At 63.9% G+C, this 22593-nt stretch carries 22 protein-coding genes; 11 read left to right on the top strand and 11 right to left on the bottom strand.

Going from position 1 to position 22593, the window contains the following annotated elements; genetic code table 11:
* Positions 1-70: 70 nt before the first annotated feature.
* Positions 71-1978: a molecular chaperone DnaK gene (gene dnaK / locus E4S58_RS09790; RefSeq protein ID WP_136636226.1), complete on the bottom strand. Its 1908-nt coding sequence runs from the start codon at positions 1976-1978 to the stop codon at positions 71-73.
* 210 nt (positions 1979-2188) lie between these two features.
* Here dnaK and E4S58_RS09785 point away from each other — a divergent pair, with 210 nt between their 5' ends.
* Positions 2189-2797 (top strand): alpha-ketoglutarate-dependent dioxygenase AlkB family protein, encoded by a 609-nt coding sequence (locus E4S58_RS09785; RefSeq protein ID WP_136636225.1) that lies wholly within the window; start codon positions 2189-2191, stop codon positions 2795-2797.
* Here the strand turns inward: E4S58_RS09785 and E4S58_RS09780 are convergent.
* The gene (locus E4S58_RS09780; RefSeq protein WP_136636224.1) at positions 2794-3615 is read right to left on the bottom strand and encodes an ABC transporter permease; all 822 of its coding nucleotides are present in this window, start codon (positions 3613-3615) and stop codon (positions 2794-2796) included. The two genes, E4S58_RS09785 and E4S58_RS09780, sit on opposite strands and share 4 nt — an antisense overlap.
* Positions 3616-3744: 129 nt before the next feature.
* Between E4S58_RS09780 and cysQ the strand changes: the two genes are divergently transcribed.
* The 8 genes from cysQ to E4S58_RS09740 all read left to right on the top strand — a co-directional run bounded on the left by cysQ (position 3745) and on the right by E4S58_RS09740 (position 13277).
* Positions 3745-4542 carry a 3'(2'),5'-bisphosphate nucleotidase CysQ gene (gene cysQ / locus E4S58_RS09775; RefSeq protein WP_240789517.1) on the top strand — a complete coding sequence of 266 codons (798 nt, stop codon included), beginning with the start codon at positions 3745-3747 and terminating at the stop codon, positions 4540-4542.
* A 16-nt stretch (positions 4543-4558) separates the two neighbouring features.
* Complete coding sequence (locus E4S58_RS09770; RefSeq protein ID WP_136636223.1) at positions 4559-5788, top strand: glycosyltransferase family 2 protein; 1230 nt, start codon at positions 4559-4561, stop codon at positions 5786-5788.
* Positions 5789-5936: 148 nt separating this feature from the next.
* Complete coding sequence (gene galU / locus E4S58_RS09765) at positions 5937-6830, top strand: UTP--glucose-1-phosphate uridylyltransferase GalU (RefSeq protein ID WP_136636222.1); 894 nt, start codon at positions 5937-5939, stop codon at positions 6828-6830.
* Positions 6831-6839: 9 nt separating this feature from the next.
* Positions 6840-7823 (top strand): UDP-glucose 4-epimerase GalE, encoded by a 984-nt coding sequence (gene galE / locus E4S58_RS09760; RefSeq protein ID WP_136636221.1) that lies wholly within the window; start codon positions 6840-6842, stop codon positions 7821-7823.
* Positions 7824-7881: 58 nt separating this feature from the next.
* Positions 7882-9096: a glycosyltransferase family 4 protein gene (locus E4S58_RS09755; protein WP_169052648.1), complete on the top strand. Its 1215-nt coding sequence runs from the start codon at positions 7882-7884 to the stop codon at positions 9094-9096.
* Between the two features lie 45 nt (positions 9097-9141).
* Positions 9142-10152 (top strand): glycosyltransferase family 2 protein, encoded by a 1011-nt coding sequence (locus E4S58_RS09750; RefSeq protein ID WP_240789516.1) that lies wholly within the window; start codon positions 9142-9144, stop codon positions 10150-10152.
* On the top strand, positions 10149-11852 hold the full coding sequence (locus E4S58_RS09745) for a DUF5927 domain-containing protein (RefSeq protein ID WP_136636219.1): 1704 nt from the start codon (positions 10149-10151) through the stop codon (positions 11850-11852). The genes E4S58_RS09750 and E4S58_RS09745 overlap by 4 nt, the downstream gene beginning before the upstream one ends.
* Entirely contained in the window at positions 11853-13277 is a 1425-nt protein-coding gene (locus E4S58_RS09740) for a sulfotransferase family 2 domain-containing protein (protein WP_136636218.1), read from the top strand. It abuts the gene before it with no gap.
* 4 nt (positions 13278-13281) lie between these two features.
* Here E4S58_RS09740 and E4S58_RS09735 read toward each other — a convergent pair whose 3' ends face one another.
* The 6 genes from E4S58_RS09735 to E4S58_RS09710 form a co-directional block, all read right to left on the bottom strand.
* On the bottom strand, positions 13282-13746 hold the full coding sequence (locus E4S58_RS09735) for a PTS sugar transporter subunit IIA (protein WP_136636217.1): 465 nt from the start codon (positions 13744-13746) through the stop codon (positions 13282-13284).
* 36 nt (positions 13747-13782) lie between these two features.
* Positions 13783-14352 (bottom strand): ribosome hibernation-promoting factor, HPF/YfiA family, encoded by a 570-nt coding sequence (gene hpf, locus E4S58_RS09730; RefSeq protein WP_136636216.1) that lies wholly within the window; start codon positions 14350-14352, stop codon positions 13783-13785.
* A 241-nt stretch (positions 14353-14593) separates the two neighbouring features.
* Positions 14594-15361, bottom strand: a complete 768-nt coding sequence (lptB, locus tag E4S58_RS09725; protein ID WP_136636215.1) for an LPS export ABC transporter ATP-binding protein — start codon at positions 15359-15361, stop codon at positions 14594-14596.
* A gap of 3 nt (positions 15362-15364) precedes the next feature.
* Positions 15365-15847, bottom strand: coding sequence for a lipopolysaccharide transport periplasmic protein LptA (gene lptA, locus E4S58_RS09720; RefSeq protein WP_136636214.1), 483 nt, complete (start codon positions 15845-15847; stop codon positions 15365-15367).
* Positions 15848-15858: 11 nt separating this feature from the next.
* The gene (lptC, locus tag E4S58_RS09715; RefSeq protein WP_136636213.1) at positions 15859-16461 is read right to left on the bottom strand and encodes an LPS export ABC transporter periplasmic protein LptC; all 603 of its coding nucleotides are present in this window, start codon (positions 16459-16461) and stop codon (positions 15859-15861) included.
* A 41-nt stretch (positions 16462-16502) separates the two neighbouring features.
* On the bottom strand, positions 16503-17117 hold the full coding sequence (locus E4S58_RS09710; protein ID WP_136636212.1) for a ribonuclease D: 615 nt from the start codon (positions 17115-17117) through the stop codon (positions 16503-16505).
* Positions 17118-17349: 232 nt separating this feature from the next.
* Here E4S58_RS09710 and katG point away from each other — a divergent pair, with 232 nt between their 5' ends.
* Positions 17350-19518, top strand: a complete 2169-nt coding sequence (gene katG / locus E4S58_RS09705; protein ID WP_136636211.1) for a catalase/peroxidase HPI — start codon at positions 17350-17352, stop codon at positions 19516-19518.
* Between the two features lie 128 nt (positions 19519-19646).
* Entirely contained in the window at positions 19647-20561 is a 915-nt protein-coding gene (locus E4S58_RS09700) for an aminotransferase class IV (protein WP_136636210.1), read from the top strand.
* On the opposite strand, the gene E4S58_RS09695 is transcribed toward E4S58_RS09700, so the two are convergent.
* The 3 genes from E4S58_RS09695 to E4S58_RS09685 all read right to left on the bottom strand — a co-directional run bounded on the left by E4S58_RS09695 (position 20546) and on the right by E4S58_RS09685 (position 22583).
* Positions 20546-21046, bottom strand: coding sequence for a DUF2478 domain-containing protein (locus E4S58_RS09695; protein WP_136636209.1), 501 nt, complete (start codon positions 21044-21046; stop codon positions 20546-20548). The two genes, E4S58_RS09700 and E4S58_RS09695, sit on opposite strands and share 16 nt — an antisense overlap.
* A 92-nt stretch (positions 21047-21138) precedes the next feature.
* On the bottom strand, positions 21139-21774 hold the full coding sequence (locus E4S58_RS09690; RefSeq protein WP_276605907.1) for a TetR/AcrR family transcriptional regulator: 636 nt from the start codon (positions 21772-21774) through the stop codon (positions 21139-21141).
* 242 nt (positions 21775-22016) lie between these two features.
* Positions 22017-22583, bottom strand: a complete 567-nt coding sequence (locus tag E4S58_RS09685; RefSeq protein WP_169052647.1) for an invasion associated locus B family protein — start codon at positions 22581-22583, stop codon at positions 22017-22019.
* Positions 22584-22593: the final 10 nt, after the last annotated feature.

Raw genomic sequence — 22593 nt, 5'->3', positions numbered from 1 at the left:
CTCCCCCTAGGAACGGATAGGGCCGGCCCGCCCGAAGGTGAGCCGGCCCCAGAGGTTCCCGCGTGCGATATTACGCACGCTTGTTGTCATCCAGATCCTCGAAATCGGCGTCGACGATATCGTCGTCGTTCGAAGGACCATCGGCAGGCGCGGGTTCGTCGTCACCGTCTTCCGACTGCGCCTTGTAGATCGCCTCGCCCAGCTTCATGGCCGCTTCGGTCACGTTCTGGATGCCGGACTTGATCTTGTCGGCGTTGTCCGACTCGAGCTCGTCCTTGAGGGCGGCGATGGCCAGTTCGATCGCCTCGATGGTCGACGGATCCACCTTGTCCGCATGCTCTTCCATCGACTTCTCGGTCGAATGGATGAGGCTTTCGGCCTGGTTTTTCGCCTCGACCAGTTCGCGGCGGCCCTTGTCGGCCTCTGCGTTCTCTTCGGCGTCCTTGACCATCTGTTCGATGTCCGCATCGGACAGACCGCCAGAGGCCTGGATCGTGATCTTCTGTTCCTTGTTCGTGCCCTTGTCCTTGGCCGAAACAGACACGATGCCGTTGGCGTCGATGTCGAAGGTCACTTCGATCTGCGGCAGACCACGCGGCGCCGGCGGGATGTCCTCGAGGTTGAACTGACCGAGCATCTTGTTGTCGGCCGCCATCTCGCGTTCACCCTGGAAGACCCGGATGGTCACGGCGTTCTGGTTGTCCTCGGCGGTCGAGAAGACCTGGGACTTCTTGGTCGGGATCGTCGTGTTGCGGTCGATCAGCCGGGTGAACACGCCACCAAGCGTTTCGATGCCAAGCGACAGCGGGGTCACGTCCAGAAGAACGACGTCCTTCACGTCACCCTGCAGAACACCGGCCTGGATGGCGGCGCCAAGCGCGACCACTTCGTCCGGGTTCACACCCTTGTGCGGCTCTTTCCCGAAGAACTTGGTCACCTCTTCGATGACCTTCGGCATCCGGGTCATACCGCCGACCAGAACCACTTCGTCGATGTCCGAGGTCGACAGCCCGGCGTCTTTCAGCGCGGCCTGGCACGGCTTCATCGAGGATTTGATCAGGTCGCCGACCAGCTGTTCCAGCTTGGAGCGGGTCAGCTTCATGACCATGTGCAGCGGCTGGCCGTTGGAGCCCATGGAGATGAACGGCTGGTTGATCTCGGTCGACTGCGAGGACGACAGTTCGATCTTCGCCTTCTCGGCCGCTTCCTTGAGACGCTGCAGCGCCATCTTGTCCTGAGTCAGGTCGACCGAGTGCTCTTTCTTGAACTCGTCCGCCAGGTAGTTGACGATCCGCATGTCAAAGTCTTCACCGCCAAGGAAAGTGTCGCCGTTGGTGGATTTCACTTCGAACAGGCCGTCGTCGATTTCCAGGATGGTCACGTCAAAGGTACCGCCGCCAAGGTCATAGACCGCGATGGTGTGGCTTTCCTGCTTGTCGAGACCATAGGCCAGCGCGGCAGCCGTCGGTTCGTTGATGATCCGCAGAACTTCCAGACCGGCGATCTTGCCGGCGTCCTTGGTGGCCTGACGCTGCGCGTCGTTGAAGTACGCAGGCACCGTGATGACGGCCTGGGTCACTTCCTCACCGAGGTAGGATTCAGCGGTTTCCTTCATCTTGCCGAGGATGAAGGCCGAGATTTGCGACGGCGAGTATTTCTCGCCTTTGGCTTCCACCCAGGCGTCGCCGTTGCCGCCATCGATGACGTTGAACGGCAGGTTCTTCTTGTCCTTGGCCAGATCCGCGTCGTCCGAACGACGGCCGATCAGGCGCTTGACGCCGAAGACGGTGTTGGTGGAGTTCGTGACAGCCTGCCGCTTGGCAGACTGGCCGACAAGGCGTTCCTCGTCGGTGAAGGCCACGATCGACGGCGTCGTGCGCGCACCTTCAGAGTTTTCGATGACCTTCGGCTGCGAGCCGTCCATGATGGCCACGCAGGAGTTGGTGGTGCCAAGGTCGATACCGATCACTTTGGACATGTTTTCAATCCCTTTCACTTAAGGCGATACAACCGGAGACGGACCCGTTACGGCATCCGCCACCGTCCGAGGGACGGCGGCCAGCTGCCTGTCCGCCGCGCTTCTGGGCGTATATAGGTAGGGGTAGGAAGGCCTGCAAGCGGCCTGTTGACCCCCATTTGGTAAAAATCGAAGCTTGCGACCGCCACACAACAAGGCCACGACACCCCCATGCCAGCCCCAACCCTCCGCCTGCGCGGGTTCGACATTCACAAGCAGTATCTTGATCCTGCGGCGCAAAAGGCGCTGATCGACGCGCTGCGCCCGGTGCTGAAGGCGGCCCCGCTGTTTTCGCCAACGACGCGCTTTGGAAAACAGATGTCGGTACGGATGACCTCGGCCGGAAAATACGGCTGGTATTCGGATGCGCGGGGCTATCGCTATGAATCGCACCATCCGAACGGCCAGCCCTGGCCCGCCATTCCCGACCCGGTGCTGGCGATCTGGCACGATGTCACCGGCCACGACCGCACCCCGGATTGCTGCCTGATCAACTACTACGGCGACGGGGCGCGCATGGGCATGCACCAGGACCGGGACGAGGCCGATTTCACCTGGCCGGTGCTGTCGGTGTCCCTGGGCGACGACGGCCTGTTTCGCATCGGCAACGAAGAGCGCGGCGGCAAGACCGAGTCGATCTGGCTGGAATCCGGTGACGTGGTTCTGATGGGCGGCGCCGCGCGCCTGATCCACCACGGCGTCGACCGCATCCGCGCCGGATCGTCGCGCCTTCTGCCCAAGGGCGGGCGGATCAACCTGACCTGTCGCGTGGTGGATTAGCGCTTCGCGTTCCAGCTGACCGAGGCGTGGCGGCGCGTGAAAAATTCGCCCATCAGCCCCAGCATGATCAGGCCCAGCCCGACGAAGAACGGGTACTCCAGCGACGAATTGTGCGGCGTGTAGTTCAGGAAGACATAGCCCCGGCACTGGTCGATGGCGTGGAACAGCGGATTCCAGTCGAACATGTTCACCATGTAGGCGGGCAGCGCGTTGGCCACGAACATCTTGCCCGAGGCGATCATGTTCGCCCGCTGGTAGATCTGGGTGAAGATGCCGACGAACTGCGGCGCCCAGGGCTTGGCCGCCAGCAGTACAAGGCCGATGCCGATGCCGGTGAACCAGGCCATCAGCAGCATACCGAAGGCATAGACCGGCTGGTCGATGGTGATCTGCACGAAGACCACGTCGTAGACGAACAGGATCAGCACCAGCGTCAGCACCTGGATATACAGCGTCGACAGCGCCGCCGCCCCGATGGTGACGGCGGTGTTCATCGGCGCGTGCTTCATCATGCCGGATGTTGAATTCTCGGCCCCTGCTACCGCGCCAAGCGTCTTGACGTGTGTCATGAACAGGAAGACGCCCGACATGATGTACAGCAGGAAATCCCCCCGGATCGTATTGCCGCGCATCCCGAGGATTTCGAACATCAGGTAGAAGGTCAGGACGAAGACAACCGCCTGCACCATATTGATCGCGATCGAGGCCAGCGCATTCTGATGCGTCTTGCGCACCGAATGGACGGCGGCGTGATAGACCAGCTCTGCTATGGCAACGGCCGAGGACAGACGCGACCGGTGAACCCTCTGCTCAAACATTTCGATGCCTAACTGAAGATTGCCCGAGGATTGCAGGGAATTCTTGCCGATCCCTTTCCCACGCAGCATAACGTTGCGCGTCACTCATGGCAATTCACACGAACCGGGCCGACCCGGCAGGAGCAGACCTTGGATTACGCGAAACTTGAAACCGTCATGCGGCGGCTGGCCCTCGAGGCCGGCGACAAGATCATGGAGATCTACAACTCGGACGATTTCGAGGTGAAGACCAAGTCGGACCAGAGCCCGGTGACCGAAGCCGACGAAGCCGCCGACGCGCTGATTTCCGCCGGCCTTCGCGCGGCCTTCCCCGATGTGACCCTGATCACCGAGGAACAGGCCGCGACCCACAGCGAAAAAGCCAAGGATTTCCTGATCGTGGACCCGCTGGACGGCACCAATGAATTCGTCAACCGGCGCGGCGATTTCACCGTCAACATCGCCTGGGTCGAAGGCGGCGTGCCGGTGCGCGGCGTGGTCTATGCCCCGGCCCGCGACCGCATGTTCTATACCCGCGCCGACGGATCCTCGGTCGAGGAAAGCGCGCCCTTCGACCATGACGCCCCCGGCGCCCTGACCCCGATCCGCGTGGCCGAGGCCGACAACAGCGCCCTGCGGGTCGTGGCGTCGAAATCGCACCGCGATCAGGCGACCGACGACTACATCAACCGCTATGCCACCGCCGAGGCGAAAAGCGCCGGCTCGTCGCTCAAGTTCTGTCTTGTCGCAACGGGCGAGGCGGACCTTTACCCCCGCATCGGCCGCACCATGGAATGGGATACCGCCGCCGGCCATGCGGTCGTCACCGGCGCGGGCGGCCAGGTTCTGAACTTCGACACGCTGGAACCGCTGGCCTATGGCAAGGACGGCTACGCCAACCCCTTCTTCATCGTGACGGCCCCTTCGGTCGACCTGAAGCAGGGCTGATCCCGGGGCTGATCGGATGACCACACCTCCGGTCAGTGTCATCGTCGTCAGCCGGGGCCGGGGCGAAAGCCTTGGCCTCACCCTTACCGGGCTGAGCCGCCTGTTCCACGACCATTACGAGATCGTGGTGGTCGCCGATGCCGAGGGGCAGGACGCCGTGCGCCGCGCGGGCCTGCAGGACGAGGTCAAGGTCGTGCCCTTCGCCGACCCCAACATCTCGGCCGCGCGCAACCGGGGCATCATGCAGGCCGCCGGAGAGATCATCGCCTTCATCGACGACGACGCCGTGCCCGAGCCCTCGTGGCTCAGCTATCTGACCGCGCCGTTTACCGACCCCGAGGTCGCCGCCGTCGGAGGCTTTGTCATCGGGCGCAACGGGATCAGCTTTCAGTGGAAAGCGTCCAGCGTCGATCACACCGGATCCGCGACGCCCCTTGCCGTCGACGAAACCCGCGCCACGGCCCTGACCCCGCCCGCCGGTCGCGCCATCAAGACCGAGGGCACCAACATGGCCTTCCGCCGGTCGGTGCTGGCCGGGTTGGGCGGTTTCGATCCGGCGTATCGGTTCTTTCTTGACGAAACCGACCTGAACATGCGGCTGGCCAAGGCGGGATACGTGACGGCGATCGCACCGATGGCCCGCGTCCATCACGCCTTCGCCGCCTCGCCGCGCCGGGCGGCATCGCGGGCGCCGACGGACCTGTTCGAAATCGGCGCCAGCCTCTCGGTCTACCTGCGCCGCCACTGCCCGGTGGCCGATCGCGCCCATGTCGTGGCAGCCTTCACCAAGGCGCGCGACCGGTCCCTGATCGATCACATGGTGGTCGGTCGGCTGGAACCCCGCGATGTCAGAAGGCTGCGGCGACGGTTGGCCGAAGGCATCGCCGCAGGGCAACAACGCCCCCTGACACCGCTGCCGGACCTGGGCCATTCCGCCGCCGCGTTCCGCCCCTTTGAAACGCGCATCCGTCAACCCTCCGTCACGATCGCCGGCCGCATCTGGCAGGGCCGTCGCCTGCGGGCGCAGGCCGCGGCCAAGGCGGCGCAGGGCGCCTGCGTCAGCCTTTTCCTGCTAAGCCACACGACACGTCGTCATCGGGTCCGGATGCGCCCGGATGGGGTCTGGGAACAGACCGGCGGACTCTGGGGTCGCAGCGACAGACGTACAAAAATCATGCGATTGACCACGTTCAGGAAACGCATAAGTAAAGAAATACAAAGAATATCCCTACTTCGCGGCTTGTGACCGGAAAATACGTTGAAAACGGCCATAATCGTGCCTTTGTTTGCCCCCGGAAAGAGAATTTCCGCTGCATACGGAAGAAACCGTCGCAAACGACTGACATCTATTGGTCCATGTCATACAGTCGCCTACATAGCAGAATGAGTTGGACATGAAGAACAAGATCACCAAAGCCATCTTCCCGGTTGCCGGCATGGGAACGCGGTTCCTGCCCGCGACCAAGTCCGTTCCGAAAGAGATCATGTCCCTCGTCGACCGGCCGCTGATCCAGTACGCGATCGACGAAGCCCGCGCCGCCGGCATCAAGGAATTCATCTTCGTGACCTCGCGCGGCAAGGGCGCGCTTGAGGACTACTTCGACCACGCACCGCAGCTGGAAGCCGAGCTCAAGCGCAAGGGCAAGAAGGACCTCCTCGAAGAGGTCAAGAACACCAACATGGACAGCGGCGCCATCGCCTACATCCGCCAGCACAAGCCGCTTGGCCTGGGCCATGCGGTCTGGTGTGCGCGGCGTCTTGTCGGCAACGAACCCTTCGCGGTCATCCTGCCCGACGACATCATCGCAGCCGAGAAGCCCTGCCTGCAGCAGATGGTCGAAGCCTTCGCCGAAAATCCCGGCTGCATGGTCGCCGCGATGGAGGTTCCGAAGGACCGGGTCAGTTCCTACGGCGTGCTCGACCTCAAGGAAGATCACGGGTCGCTGGTGTCGGTCAAAGGCATGGTCGAAAAGCCTGCGCCGGGCGAGGAGCCTTCGAACCTTGCCGTCATCGGCCGCTACCTTCTGACGCCGCAGATCTTCAAGAACCTGAACTCCAAGCAGACGGGCGCCGGCGGGGAAATCCAGCTGACCGACGCCATCGCGCAAGAGATCACCGAAGGCCGCGACGTCTATGGCTACCGTTTCCAGGGCCAGCGGTTCGACTGCGGCTCCAAGTCCGGCTACCTGCAGGCGACCGTGTCCTTTGCCCTGTCGCGCCCCGATCTGCGGGATGACCTGATGGGCTTCCTGCACGAAGTCGTCGCCATGGACAAAGCCGCGCAGTAAGGGCGGATCATGAAGAAGGTTCTGGTCACTGGCGGTGCGGGCTATATCGGGTCGCACGCCTGCAAGGCCCTGCGCGCCGCCGGGTTCGAGCCCGTCACCTACGACAACCTTGCCACGGGCTGGCAGGACGCGGTCAAGTTCGGGCCGTTCGAACAGGGCGACCTGCTGGACCGCGCCCGCCTGGACGAGGTCTTTGCCACCCATCAACCCGTCGCCGTCATGCATTTCGCCGCGCTCAGCCAGGTCGGCGAAAGCATGAAGGAACCCGGGCTTTACTGGCGCAACAACGTGCAGGGGTCACTGACCCTGTTCGAAGCTGCCGTGGCCGCCGGGTGCCTGAACGTCGTCTTCTCGTCGACCTGCGCAACCTATGGCGATCAGGACAACGTGGTTCTGGACGAAGACAGCGCCCAGTATCCGATCAACGCCTACGGCGCCTCGAAACGCGCGATCGAGGACATCCTGCGCGACTTCGAAGCCGCACATGGCCTACGCCACGTCATCTTCCGCTATTTCAACGTCGCCGGCGCCGACCCCGAGGGTGAGGTGGGCGAATTCCACCAGCCCGAAACCCACCTTATCCCCCTGATGCTGGACGCGATTGACGGCAAACGTGACGCGCTGACGATCTTCGGCACGGACTACGCGACGCCGGATGGCACCTGCATCCGCGATTATGTCCACGTTTGTGATCTGGTCGATGCACATGTTCTTGGGGTAAACTGGATCATGGACGGCAAGCCGAGCCGGGTGTTCAATCTGGGCACCGGGTCCGGGTTTTCGGTCCGCGAAGTTATCGACCATTCCCGCGCGGTCACCAACAGGGCCGTGCCCTACAAGGAAGGACCGCGCAGACCCGGGGATTGCACCAAGCTGGTATCGGGATCGACCCGCGCCGAGGCCGAACTGGGCTGGCGTCCGACCCGATCAACGCTTGAAACCATGATCACCGACGCCTGGCGGTGGCATCAGACTGGCCACTACGACAAATAGCATCCCGCCGACCCGCCTGATCGATGTGACCCGCCTTGCCAGTCGGCCGGGGCGGCAGTTGACCGGTATCGACCGGGTCGAACTGGCCTACCTGCGCCATCTGGTCGAACTCGAGGCTCCGATCATGGGGCTGGCCCGGGTGTCGATCGGCTATGTGCTGCTGGATCGTGGCGGGCTTCTGTCCTTCCTGCATCGCCTGCAGGGGCGCACGCAATGGGGCAGCACCCGGTTCATCTTCCGCTTTGCCCGTCGCCTGTCGCCCCTTCAGCGCCGGGTGCATAGCGACCTGTGGCGGCTGGCCGCGCACCGCGTCGTGGGGCGCAAGCTGCCGCGACTGCTCGACACCCTGTCGGACGAAGTCGCCTATATCAACGTCGGCCATTCGAACCTGACCGAACACACCCTGTCGTCGATGGATGCCCGTCCGCAGACGAAGATCACCGTGATGATCCACGACACGATCCCGCTGGATCACCCGGAGTACACCCGTGTCGAGGCCGTCGACAGGTTTCGCGGGCTGCTGCGCCGGTGCCTGCACCACGCCGACCTGATCCTGTGCAACAGCCTGCACACCCGCGAAAACGTGCAGCGCCACATGGCCGAACTGGCCCGGGAAGATGCCGAGATCGCGGGCGACACCGACCCGAGCGACGAGGCCGTGACCGCCGCCCTGCCCCGGATGATCGTCGCACCGCTGGCTATCGACGCCCCGCGCCCCGACGCCGTGGCCCTGCCGCCCGACCTGCCGGAAAACCGGCCGCTGTTCCTGATCCTCGGCACGATCGAACCGCGCAAGAACCACAAGCTGCTTCTGGATATCTGGGAAGGCTGGGACGAGGCCGAGGACGGACCCCGCCCGGTGCTGGGCATCGTCGGCGCGCGCGGCTGGCAGAACGAAGACCTGTTCCACCGGCTGAACACCACGCCGCTGCGCAACGTCGACGTCTTTGAATGGCCCGACCTCAGCGACAAGGCCGCCAGCGCCCTGATGGCCCGCGCCAATGCTCTGCTGTTTCCCAGCTTTGCCGAAGGCTATGGCCTGCCCCCGGTCGAGGCCGCCGCGCTTCAGACCCCGGTGATCAGCGCCGACCTGCCTTCGGTCCGGGAAGCGCTTGGGGATTTCCCAGTTTACCTTGACGCGAACGACAGCTACTCTTGGAAAAAGGCCATAAAGAGCCGTGTAGAGGTTGGACGGTCAGTGACCGAGGGGATGCGGGGGCATATCACCCCCTACTGGGAAGAGCACTTCAAGGTCGCCTTAAGGATGACCTGATAGCCTGACCCCGGACCCGACGGCTCTGGTCTGGAAGGGCGGGCGTTGAGCATCGTTTCGTCATATCGCCTGAGGCTCCAGCGGCGACGCTGGCTGATCCGCGCCGTGCGCAAACGGCGGGAGCTGTCTTCTGTCGCCAATCGCACCCGGCAGATCCGCAAGTCCGACGTGCTGCTGTTCTGCACCTTGCGCAACGAACGCATCCGCCTGCCCTATTTCCTGGACTACTACCGCCAGCTTGGGGTGACGCATTTCCTGTTCGTCGACAACGACAGCAGTGACGGCAGCCGTGATTACCTGGCCGCTCAGGACGACTGTTCGGTCTGGTACACCCGGCGCAGCTACAAGCGCGCGCGCTTTGGCATGGACTGGATGAACTGGCTGCTGTTGCGCCATGGCCACGGCCACTGGTGCCTGACGGTGGATCCCGATGAATTCTTCGTCTTCCCCTTCTGCGACACCCGGCCCATCCAGGCGCTGACCGACTGGTTGGACGCATCGTCGATCAAGTCGTTCTCGGCCATGATCCTGGACATGTATCCCAAGGGCCGCATCGACGCCCAACCCTACCGCGAAGGCCAGAACCCGCTGGAAATCGCCGCCTGGTTCGACAGCGGCAACTACGTGATCGAAAAGAACCCCCGCTACGGCAACCTGTGGATCCAGGGCGGCCCGCGCCAGCGCGTCTTCTTCCCCGACCAGCCCGAGCTGGCCCCGGCGCTGAACAAGATCCCGCTGGTGAAATGGGAACGCAAGAACGCCTATGCCTCGTCGACGCACATGCTGCTGCCGCGCGGGCTGAACCTGACCTATGACGAATTCGGGGGCGAAAAGGCCTCGGGCCTGCTGCTGCACACCAAGTTCCTGAACACCTTTGCCGACAAGGCCAAAGAAGAACTGACACGCGGCCAGCATTACTGTGCCTCGGTCGAATACAAGGCCTATGCCGACCTGATCGGCGACGATCCTGAACTGTGGTGCAAGTGGTCCGAGAAATACATCAACTGGCGCCAGCTTGAGATCCTTGGCCTCATGTCCAAAGGAAACTGGGCATGAGCGTCGGGATCGTCATGCTGGTCCACGCCGATCTGGACCGGGCCGAACAGGTGGCGCGCCACTGGTCCGCGGCCGGCTGCCCGGTGGTGATCCACGCCGACGCCAACGTCCCCGCCCGGACGTTCCGCAAGTTCGTCAAGGCGCTGTCGGATATAGACACGATCCAGTTTTCGCCCCGCCATCGCTGCGAATGGGGCACCTGGGGCATCGTCGCCGCAACCCAGTCGGCGTCGGAACAGATGCTGCGGTCGTTTCCCGACGTGCGGCACGTCTACCTTGCCTCTGGGTCGTGCCTGCCGCTTCGCCCGGTGCAGGAGCTGATCGACTACCTCGCCGCCCGCCCCCGCACCGATTTCATCGAAAGCGCGACGACCTCGGACGTGCCCTGGACCGTGGGGGGGCTGGACAGCGAACGCTTCACCCTGCGCTTTCCCTTCTCATGGAAGAAACACCGCCGCCTGTTCGACGGTTATGTCCGACTCCAGCGTCGCATCGGGCTGAAGCGGAAGATGCCGAACGGGATCGTGCCGCACCTGGGGTCACAGTGGTGGTGCCTGACCCGGCAGACCCTGTCGGCCATCCTGCAAGATCCCGAACGCGACACCTATGACCGGTTCTTCAAACGCGTCTGGATCCCGGACGAAAGCTATTTCCAGACCCTCGCGCGGCTGTATTCGGGGCATATCGAAAGCCGGTCCCTGACCCTGTCCAAATTCGATTTCCAGGGCAAGCCACACATCTTCTATGATGATCACCTTCAGCTTCTGCGACGGTCGGACTGCTTTGTCGCCCGCAAGATCTGGCCCCGTGCCGACCGCCTGTACGAAGCGTTCCTGACGGATGAAGCCCATGCGATGAAGCGGACCGAACCCAATCCGGGCAAGATCGACCGCATCTTTTCCAAAGCCGTCGAACGCCGCACGCGCGGCCGTCCCGGGCTTTACATGCAAAGCCGCTTCCCCCGGAAGAACTGGGAAAACGGCATGACCGGGGCCAAGTATTCGGTCTTCCAGGGCTTTACCGAACTGTTCAGCGATTTCGAACCCTGGCTGGCCCGCGCCACCGGCTGCAAGGTGCACGGGCACCTGTTCGCGCCCGACCGCGCGCAGTTCTCGTCCGATCAGAAGGTGATCAACGGGGCGCTGTCGAACAGCGCCGCGATCCGCGACTACCGTCCGCAAGCCTTTCTGACCAACCTGATCTGGAACACCCGTGGTGAACGCCAGTGCTTCCAGCACGGCCCGGTGGACAGGCAGGGCGCCGCGATGGCGATGGCGCGCGATCCCAATGCGCAGATCTCGGTCATCTCGGGCGCCTGGGCCGTGCCACTGTTCACGTCCAACCGCGATTTCGCCGACCTGAGGACCGAAGCCGCGCGGCTGCAGAAGATCGAATCCGAATTCCTCGACAAGCTGCGGTCTCCACTGGCGAAGGCACGCATCCGGATCTGGACCATGGCCGAGTTTGTCGAAAACCCGATGGAGCCGCTGCAGCTGATCATCGACGAACTGGGCGCCAAGAACGCCCGCCGCCTGACCGAAGCCCCGAAGATGGTGAACCTGCAGGGCTTTGGCCAGTTCCTCCAGAACCTCAAGAACCAGGGAATGCACCCCTACCTGATGGGCGATTTCCCGACCGACCCGGCGACGCACCGCCCGGGCCGGACCAACCAGCGCAAACCCTATCTGGTGAAGAAATAGATGCCTCAGTTCGACTACTTCGTTGTCTTCGCCGAAATGCGCACCGGGTCGAACTTTCTCGAGGCGAACCTGAACGCCTTCCCCGGCCTCGCCTGCGTCGGAGAGGCCTTCAACCCGCATTTTCCCGGCTATCCCAACAAGTCCGACTGCCTGGGTATCACGCTGGATCAGCGCGAGGCCGATCCGCACGCACTGATCGACGCGGTCCGGGCGCAGGACAGCCTGACCGGGTTCCGGTTCTTCCACGACCACGACCCGCGCGTGCTGGACCCGATCCTGACCGACCCGCGCTGCGGCAAGATCATCCTGACCCGCAATCCGGTCGACAGCTATGTCAGCTGGAAGATCGCGCAGGACACGGGCCAGTGGAAACTGACCGACGTGCGCCGCCGCAAGGACACCGCCGCCGTCGCCTTCGATGCCGACGAATTCGAAGCGCATATGCAGCAGCTGCAGGACTTCCAGGTCCGCCTGCTGAACGCCATGCAGGTGACCGGGCAGACGCCCTTCTATGTCGCCTACGAAGACCTGCAGGACGTGGCCGTGATGAACGGCCTGGCGCGCTGGCTGGGGCAGGTCGATCAGCTGGACAGGCTGGACGACAAGCTGAAACGCCAGAACCCTGCGCCGATTTCCGAAAAGGTCGCGGATTTCGACGGGATGCAACAGGCGCTGGCCCGGCTTGACCGCTTCAACCTGAACCGCACGCCGAATTTCGAACCGCGCCGGGGGCCGAACGTGCCGTCGTATCAGGCCGCCGCGAAAACGCCGCTGCTCTACATGCCGGTGCGCGCAGAGATCGACCGCCAGGTCTCGGACTGGCTGGCCGGGCTGGACGGTGTCGACAAATCCGATCTGCCGGGCAAGTTCACCCAGAAGACCCTGCGCCAGTGGATGCGGCGCAACCCCGGGTTCCGCAGCTTTGCCGTGATCCGCCATCCCGTGGCACGCGCGCATTCGGTCTTCTGCAACCGCATCGTCAAGACCGGCCGTGGCGCCTATGGCGAAATCCGCCAGACCCTGCGCCAGAAGTACAAGCTGCCGATCCCCGGCCGCAACGGCGATGACCCCTACCCGGTCGAGGATCACCGCGACGCGTTCAAGCTGTTCCTCGATTTCGTGAAGGCGAACCTGAGCGGCCAGACCTCGATCCGCATCGATCAAAGCTGGGCCACGCAAGCCAGCGTCATCGAAGGCATGTCCGCCTTCTGCCTGCCCGACATGATCCTGCGCGAGGACGAACTGTCCGACGCCCTGCCGGCTCTCGCCCGCAAGGTCGGCCACCCGGACCCGGCACGGCCCAGGGCGGCGCCCGAAGACCAGCCCCATACGCTGGCGTCCATTTACGACGCCGAGATCGAACAGAAGGCCGCCGACGCCTATCAGCGCGACTATCTGCTGTTCGGGTTCAAGGGGTGGGCTTAGGCGGTCAGGCCGCCTGGGTGTTCTGATCCGAGGTCAGAAGCGCATAAAGCGTGGCGGCGTCCTTGTTGGCGCGCAGCTTCTTGCAAAGGTCGGGATTGCGCAGCGTCCGCGACACCAGTGCCAGCGCCTTGAGGTGTTCGACCCCGGCTTCCTGCGGCGCGAACAGCGCCATGACGATGTCGACGGGCTGCCGATCGACCGAATCGAAATCCACCGGCTTTTCCAGCAGGATGAAGGCAGCGGTCATGTCCGTCACATCGGACAGCCGCGCATGCGGCAGGGCCACGCCGTGGCCCACGCCGGTCGGTCCAAGGGATTCCCGTTCCATCAGCGCTTCGATGACCGCCGAGGAATCGTAGTCGTAGGTCGACTGTGCCAGGTCACCGATGTCGTGCAGAAGACGCTTCTTTGACGAAGCCGAGGCGATAACCTTTACCGCCTCGGGCTTGAGGATCTCAGATAGGGCCATTGTGTCCTTACGCTCGGCGCGGGCAGCCCCGCGACCTCAATTCCTGGGGTCTATCCAGCCAATGTTGCCGTCGTCGCGACGATACACGACATTGACCCCGTCCTTACCCTCATTTCGGAAGACGAGAACCGGCACTCCGGCCAGTTCCATCTGCATCACCGCCTCGCCAACGGAGAGAGAGGGGATCTTGGCCTCCATCTCTGCCACGATGATCGGCTGCAGGGATTCGGCTTCTGATTCCTCGTCGTCCTTCTCAGCGGCGAGGATATACGAGGACGCGCCAAAAACTTCAACCGGCTCGGCCCGCTGTTTGTGGTGGTCTTTCAGACGCCGCTTGTAGCGCCGCAGCTGCTTGTCCATCTTTTCGCAGGCTTCGTCAAAAGCGGAATAGATTTCAGTGGCATGCGCCTTGGCCGAGGCATTCAGACCGGAACTGAGATGCACCGTGGCCTCGCAGACGAATTCGTGGCCCGACTTGGAAAAGACGACGGCGGCATCGGTTGGTCGCTGCGAATACTTCTCCATGACCGACCCGAGTTCGGTCTTCACATGGGTCTGCAGGGATTCTCCAACATCAATGTGTTTGCCAGTGACTTCGTAACGCATTCCGTATCCTTTCATCACAAGTCGCGCAGGCGCTACCGGGGCCAGGGGCCCCGGACGTCAGCGTCGAATGCATCGGAAAGACACTTGCGGCTCCTTGATCTCGCGCAAGAAACGCAAGGATGTTTCAGAACGGACCAAGAGGTTCGCGAGTGTCATACTTTATATGAAAGTACGCCAGCCTTCCCTGTCAATGGGCTCGCTATGTCGTGGTTGTCAAAGGCTTGCGACCGCCGGGGCGGTTTCACGAAATCCGGAAACTGTCGCCAAGATAGACGCGGCGGACGTTTTCGTTCTGCACGACCTCTTGCGGGGTGCCCGACATCAGCACCTTGCCGTCATGCAGGATATAGGCGCGGTCCACGATCTCGAGCGTTTCGCGGACATTGTGGTCGGTGATCAGCACGCCGATACCGCGCGTCTTCAGGTCGGCGACAAGATGCCGGATATCCGAGACCGAGATCGGGTCGACCCCGGCAAAGGGTTCGTCCAGCAGCAGGTACTTGGGATCGGCCGCAAGGCAGCGCGCGATTTCCACCCGCCGCCGTTCCCCGCCCGACAGCGCCATCGCGGGCGCGCGGCGCAGGTGTTCGATGGAAAATTCCGACAGCAGTTCTTCAAGCCGTTCGCGCCGCTTGTGGCGGTCGCTGTGCGTGATGTCGAGGATGGCCGAGATGTTGTCCTCGACCGACAGCCCGCGAAAGATCGACATCTCCTGCGGCAGGTATCCGATGCCCAGCCGCGCGCGCCGGTACATCGGCAGGCCCGTCACGTCGCGGCCGTCGATCTTCACATGCCCGCCCTCGGGCGTGACCAGCCCGGCGATCGCGTAGAAGGTCGTCGTCTTGCCCGACCCGTTCGGCCCCAGCAGGCCCGCGACCTCGCCCTGCGCCACCGACATCGACACGTCGCGGATCACGACGCGCTTCTTGTAGGATTTGCGCAGGTTCTCGATGCGAAGTCCGCCGGACGACTTGTCGCCGTCGTGGATCTGAAGGTCGGGTGCAGCCAAGGCCTAGTCTTTCTTCTGGTTGAGGATCGTGCGCACACGTCCCTCCATCTGCGCGGTGCCGGAGGTCAGGTTCACCACCATCCGCTGGCCCGACAGGGTCGACTGACCCTGCACCAACAGAACGTCGCCCTGCATCACCACGTTCCCCGCGTCGATGTCGTAATCCGCCTGCTGCGCTTCGGCCGCGTCCTCTCCGGACACCAGCGTGACACCGCCGGTCGCCTGCATCTTGCTGATCCGTTCACCGTCCTCGTCGTAGACGACCAGAACGCGCGGCGCGGCCAGGCGCATGTCGCCCTGCACGATCACCACGTTGCCCAGAAACTCGGCCGTGCCGTCGGCTTCGCTGACCTTCAACTCGTCGCTCTCCACCTCGACCGGGGCTTCCGGGTCGGTGGTGCCGGACCCGAAGGCCGTTTGCTGCGCGGCCGCCAGCACGGGCAGCAGCGACAGAAGCGCAATCGCCAGAAGTCTGAAAAGGGTCATCTCAAATATCCTCATTCGGATCGGGGGAGGTATACCAGCTTGACGCCATCGGTGAAGTGCAATTGCGCATCGCCGCCCTGCTCGCTTGCCCGCAGCACCATGCGACCGGCAACAAAGCGCCCCGGCGGTCCCTCTCCGTGCACCTCGCCTTCGGTTTCGGCATATAGCTCGTCCATCCCGGCGGTCAGCTTCTCGGTCTCGACGCGGTAGCCCTGCGACGACACGATGACGACGCCGCCCTGCAGCTCGGCCTCGCCGCGGGTCTGCGCCATGGTGGCGGTGTCGGACCGGAACGTGATCGTCCCGCCCGAGGTCAGGTCGATCCGCGCGCGCACGTCATCGGCCTGCACCGATCCCAGCCCTTCACCGATCGGCCGGGCGGTTTCGGCGACGAAGGCGATCAGGTCGCCATCCTCGGTGGCCCCGGCAAAGGTCGGCCGCAGCACCCGTTCGCGCAGCCCGTCCTCGCCCGGCTGGATATCGGCAAAGGGCAGGTCCTGACGCACCTCCTGGGTGCGCGACAGAAGGAATACGGTGGACAGCAGGCCAAGCGCCGCCAGCGGCAGGATGATCTTCAACCCGCCGACCAGTCGCGAATAGCGATCGCCCGCCAAGGCGGCCTAGCCCCGCAGCGGGCGGTATGCCGCCCGGACCATCATGAATGCGCGAAGATGTCGGTGTCGGGCCAGCCCATCAGGTCCAGCTTGGCCCGCATCGGCAGGAAATCGAAACAGGCCTGCGCGACCTCGGTCCGGCCTTCGCGGGCCAGCCGCGTGTTCAGCTCGTCCCGCAGGCGGTGCAGGTACAGCACGTCGGACGCGGCATAATCCAGCTGGGCGGGGGTCAGATCTTCGGCCCCCCAGTCCGAGGATTGCTGGACCTTCGACAGGTCCACGCCGATCAGTTCCTGCGTCAGGTTCTTGAGCCCGTGGCGATCCGTGTAGGTCCGCACCAGCCGCGAGGCGATCTTGGTGCAGTAGACCGGCGCGGCCAGCGCCCCGAAGGCGTTGAACATGGCGGCGATGTCGAACCGCCCGAAATGAAACAGCTTGAGCACGTTCGGATCTTCCAGCATCCGGCACAGGTTCGGCGCGTCAGTCTGGCCAAGCGCGACCTGCACGATATGCGAATGCCCGTCGCCGCCCGACATCTGCACGACGCACAGCCGGTCCCGATGCGGGTTCAGGCCCATGGTTTCGCAGTCGATGGCGACAACCGGACCCAGATCCAGCCCGTCGGGCAGATCGCCCTTGTAAAGATGATTGGTCACATGAAGCTCCGTCACGGTCTGCGCCGGGTCTAGCGCCAGTATGACACGGTTGCAATTCACCCTGCCGTCACATTCCATGTCCCCGCGCGGAGGAGCGCCATTCATAAGGCAACCTTATCAAAACCATCAGGCGACTGCGGGTTAAACTGATACAACACCCCTGATAGGGTCTGCGCGACGGCCGGATACCCGGCCAGGACCAAGCCAGTTTTCAGCTAAGGGAGAGACAGCAATGGACGGCAACGACATCTCAGGCGGCAAGTGCCCCGTCATGCACGGGGGCAATACCACGACCAAGGTCTCCGTGACGGACTGGTGGCCGAAGACGCTCAACCTCGACATCCTGCACCAGCATGACGCCAAGACCGACCCCATGGGCCAAGACTTCGACTACCACGAAGCGCTCAAGTCGCTCGACATCGACGCGCTCAAGCAGGACATGCACGCGCTGATGACCGACAGCCAGGACTGGTGGCCGGCTGACTGGGGTCACTATGGCGGGTTGATGATCCGCATGGCCTGGCACGCGGCCGGGTCCTACCGTCTGGCCGATGGCCGTGGTGGCGGCGGCACCGGCAACCAGCGGTTCGCCCCCCTGAACTCCTGGCCCGACAACGCGTCGCTCGACAAGGCGCGGCGTCTGCTGTGGCCGATCAAGAAGAAGTACGGCAACGCCATCTCCTGGGCCGACCTCTTCATCCTCGCGGGCAACATCGCCTACGAATCCATGGGCCTGAAGACCTTCGGCTTCGGCTTTGGCCGGGCTGACATCTGGGGCCCCGAGATCGACATCTACTGGGGCGCCGAACGCGAATGGCTGGCCCCGTCAGATGAACGGTACGAAGACGTCGGCAAGCCCGACACGATGGAAAACCCGCTGGCCGCCGTGCAGATGGGCCTGATCTACGTGAACCCCGAAGGCGTGAACGGCAATTCCGACCCGCTGGCGACTGCCGCGCAGGTCCGCGAAACCTTTGCCCGCATGGCCATGAACGACGAGGAAACCGCGGCCCTGACCGTCGGCGGCCACACCGTCGGCAAATGCCACGGCAACGGCGATGCAGGCGCGCTTGGCCCCGATCCCGAGGGCGGCGATTTCCACCTGCAGGGCTTCGGCTGGGACAACCCGGCGATGGATGGCAAGGCGGCAAACGCCGTGACCTCGGGGCTTGAAGGCGCCTGGACGACCGAACCGACCAAGTTCGACGACGGCTATCTCAAGCTGCTCTTCGGCTATGAGTGGGAGCTCAGGAAATCCCCCGCAGGCGCCAACCAGTGGGAACCGATCGACATCCGCGAAGAGGACAAGCCGGTCGATGCCAGCAACCCGTCGATCCGTCACAACCCGATCATGACCGACGCGGACATGGCGATGAAGATGGACCCGACCTACCGCGCCATCTGCGAAAAGTTCGCCGCCGATCCGGCCTACTTCCGCGACACCTTTGCCCGCGCCTGGTTCAAGCTGACGCACCGCGACATGGGCCCCAAGGTCAACTACATCGGCCCCGACGTTCCGGCCGAGGACCTGATCTGGCAGGATCCGATCCCGGCGGGATCGACCGGCTATGACGTCGCGGCCGCCAAGGCCAAGATCGCGGCATCGGGCCTCAGCCAGTACGACATGGTCACCGTGGCCTGGGACAGCGCCCGCACCTATCGCGGGTCGGACATGCGCGGCGGCGCCAACGGTGCCCGCATCCGCCTGGCCCCGCAGAAGGACTGGGTCGCCAACGAGCCCGAGAAACTGGCCCGCGTGCTGTCGGTGCTTGAGCCGATCGCATCCGAGGTCGGGGCATCGCTGGCCGACATCATCGTGCTGGCCGGTGTCGTGGGTGTCGAACAGGCGGTGAAGGCCGCCGGTTTCGCGGTCGAGGTGCCCTTTGCCCCCGGTCGCGGCGATGCCACCGCGGAACAGACCGACGCCGACAGCTTCGACGTGCTTGAACCGCTGGCCGACGGGTTCCGCAACTTCCAGAAGAAGGACTACGTGGTCAGCGCGGAAGAGCTGCTGCTGGACCGTGCCCAGCTTCTGGGGCTGACCGGACCCGAGATGATCGTGCTGATCGGCGGGATGCGCGCCATGGGCGCCACCTACGGCGAAGGCGATCTGGGTCTGCTGACCGACCGCAAGGGTGCGCTGACCACCGACTTCTTCGTCAACCTGATGGACATGGCGTACAAGTGGGTTCCGGCCGAGGGCGACACCTACGAGATCCGCGATCGCAAGACGGGTGATCTGAAGTGGACCGCCTCGCGCGTGGACGTGGTGCTTGGATCGAACTCGATCCTGCGCGCCTACTGCGAGGTCTACGCCCAGGACGACAACGCCGAGAAGTTCGTGAAGGACTTTGTGGCGGCCTGGACCAAGGTGATGAACGCCGACCGCTTCGACCTGTGATCCCGGCTTGATCCGACACACTGACGCCGCCCTTCGGGGCGGCGTTTTTCGTAGGCTGCAGGGCATCGGCTTTGCGCCCCGGCCCCGAGACGGCTACGACTAGCTGCATCGCCATCAAGGACAGGCCCATGACCCCCGACGCCAGCACCTCTTCACAAAGCTATGTCGCCGACCCGCGCAACAACCGCGTGCACATCTACGTCAACGGTCAGTTCTGCAAACGTGACGAGGCGAAGGTGTCGATCTTTGACGCGGGGTTTGTCCTTGGTGACGGTGTGTGGGAAGGGCTTCGCCTGATCAACGGCAAGCTGCTAGCGCTGGATGACCACATGGACCGCCTGTACGAGGGCGCCAATGCGATCCAGCTGGATATCGGCATGGACCGCGAAACGCTGATCCGCGAAATCCGCCGCACGCTCGACCATCACGGCATGACCGACGGCGTGCACATCCGCCTGATGATCACCCGCGGGCTGAAATCCACGGTCAACCAGGACCCCCGGTTCATCACCGGCGGGCCGACCGTGGTGATCGTGGCAGAATACAAGCAGCCCAACCCCGAGCTGAAGGCGCGCGGGCTGAAGCTGATGACCTCGACCATCCGCTGTTCGACCCCGGATGTGTTTGACCTGCGGCTGAACTCCCATTCCCGGCTGAACTTCATCCAGGCGTTGATCCAGGCGATCAACATGGGCGCGGACGAGGCGCTGATGCTGGACGACCGCGGGTTCGTCGCCTCGTGCAATTCCACCAACTTCTTCGTCTTCCGGGGGGACGAGCTTTGGACTTCTTCCGGCGCGTGCTGCTTCAACGGCATCACCCGCAAGACCGTCATCCGCCTGTGGCGCGAGGCCGGCTTTACCGTGCGCGAAGGCGATTTCACCCTGGCCGAAACCTATGCCGCCGACGAAGCCTTTGTCACCGGCACGCTCGGCGGCATCACGCCCGTGTCGATGATCGACGGCCGCCCGGTCGGGCAGGGCTTGCCCGGGGCGATGACAACGCGGCTGATGGACCTTTACGACGCCTACCTGGCCGCCTGATCCAGCCAGGCCTCGATCGCTGTCACCTCGGCCTCGACCTCGGTCTCGACCCCGCCGGCAAAGGCGCGGAAAGCATCGAGGTTCAGCGGGTTCACCACCGTCAGCACCGGCACGCCACGGTCCAGCGCCAGCGCGATGGTTTCGGCAAAGCCCCGGCCCTGCGCCTCTTGCGCGCCGAACTTGTTGAGGATGAAGATATCCGCCCCTCCCCGCACCTGGTCGGTCACATAGGCAACACCGCCTTCCAGCGCATCCAGGTCCATCCGGCAGCCGCGCGATCCGCGCCCCAACTTCTGCGCAATGGGAAAGGTCGGCCCGTCAGGCAGGCAGTGCAGATCCATGTCGCAGGGATGCGCCCCGTCCTCGGGCGCGCGCACCTGCACAAGGCCCACAACACGCAGCCCCCGCGCCTGCAACCGCGCCGCCAGATCGGCCAGCACCGCGTTCGGCACGCCGCGATCCGCGCTATGGATGTATCCCAACATGCTGTTCCCCGTCATGTCGGCCACCTTCCCCCCGACGCCGGGCGGGTGCAAGGGGCGTCTGCGGGGACGTCGCACCCCGGCCTTGCCGCCCATCAGCGCGGCGTTTTCAGCACATCGCCCAGAACCATCGCCACCGCGCGGTCACGCAACCGCGCCTGCCCGTCCTTCGAATAGATCGTCTTGCCGAACAGCGCGGAAAACGTGGCCTTGTTGGACACGTTGAACACCGACAGGGCCGAGATCTGCCAATGCAGTTCGGTGGCGTCGATGTCATCGCGAAACACACCCGAGGCCTGCCCCCGCGCGATCAGCGCCTCGAGCCGGGTGATGGCCTCTCGGTTCACGTCCCGGACGACGTCCGAGGCCCTGAGATACCGCGCGTGGTGCACGTTCTCGATCATCACCATGCGGATGAAGTCCGCGTTTTTGCGGTGATGGTCGAAGGTGAAGGCCACCAGTTTTTCCAGTGCCTCGACCGGCGACAGGTCGGCAAGATCCAGCTTTTCCTCCAGCGCGCGCACCTTGGCATAGGCGGCCTCCAGCGCGCGGACATACAGCCCTTCCTTGTCGGTGAAGTAGTAATAGATCATCCGCTTCGACGTGTCGGTCCGCGCCGATATGTCGTCGATCTTTGCGCCCTCCAGCCCGCTCTTGGCGAACTCTGCCATGGCGGCCGTCAGGATATCGCGCTTGACCCTCTCGGGGTCCTGCTTCCACCCCGACTTCACTTTAGAACTTTTTCCCAAGGACTTGCACAAGCCTCACCATCGCAACCCTCATGGGTGGCGATGCGGACCTTACCTGAAAATTTCACAACGTGTGAAATATGTGCAGCAAAACACTGCCACAGCGCACGGCCCGGATCGGACCCAGGGGCGCGACGTCACCGGGCCCTTGCGCCCGAACCACGCCCGCCCGGTGCCGCGATGATCCGTCGGGGGTGGCCACACTCAGCCACCCCAGGACCATGTCAGTTCGACAGACCGGCCTTCAGCGCGGTCATCCCCTCGGTCACGCCGTCGAAGTTCAGGCGAAAGACCAGCGGTTCGGCCCCAAGGCGTGGGCGGTACCCGGCAAAGACCTCGGCCCCGTCTTCCAGCGCGCCAAGCGCCTCCATGTCCACCGGCAGCAGACCTTCGCACAGTTCGCGCGAACAGCTTTGCCAGACAAAGCTCTGCCGCTCTTCGCTGTCCTCGGGCTTGAAGGCAAAACCCGACGGGAAGAACACGCCGTTCGGCACCCGCGCGGCCATGTAGCTGGTGCTGCCGTCGCCCGACCAGAAGGCCAGGATTTCGGCAAGAAACTGGTTGTCCGCGCTACGCACCAGCGTCTGGCTCAGCACGCAGGCGGTTTCGTTGACGCCAAGCGCCTCGCAAGTGACGGTCCAGGCGCCATAACGCGCGCCGTTGCGCACCGGTGCCGGGGTTGCGACCGCTGTCTCCTGGGTCGCGGCGGTCGTGTCGGCTTCCTGCGCCGGCAGGACGGTGGCGCCAAGCGCCAGTGCAAGGGAAAGGCCAAGGGTTCGAAGGTGGGACACGGGAAATTCT

It is taken from the genome of Pseudooceanicola onchidii (genome assembly GCF_004959925.1).
Lineage (GTDB): Bacteria > Pseudomonadota > Alphaproteobacteria > Rhodobacterales > Rhodobacteraceae > Pseudooceanicola > Pseudooceanicola onchidii.
The sequence above is the reverse complement of the archived record's forward strand: the minus strand, read 5'-3'. Positions and strand labels throughout refer to the sequence as shown.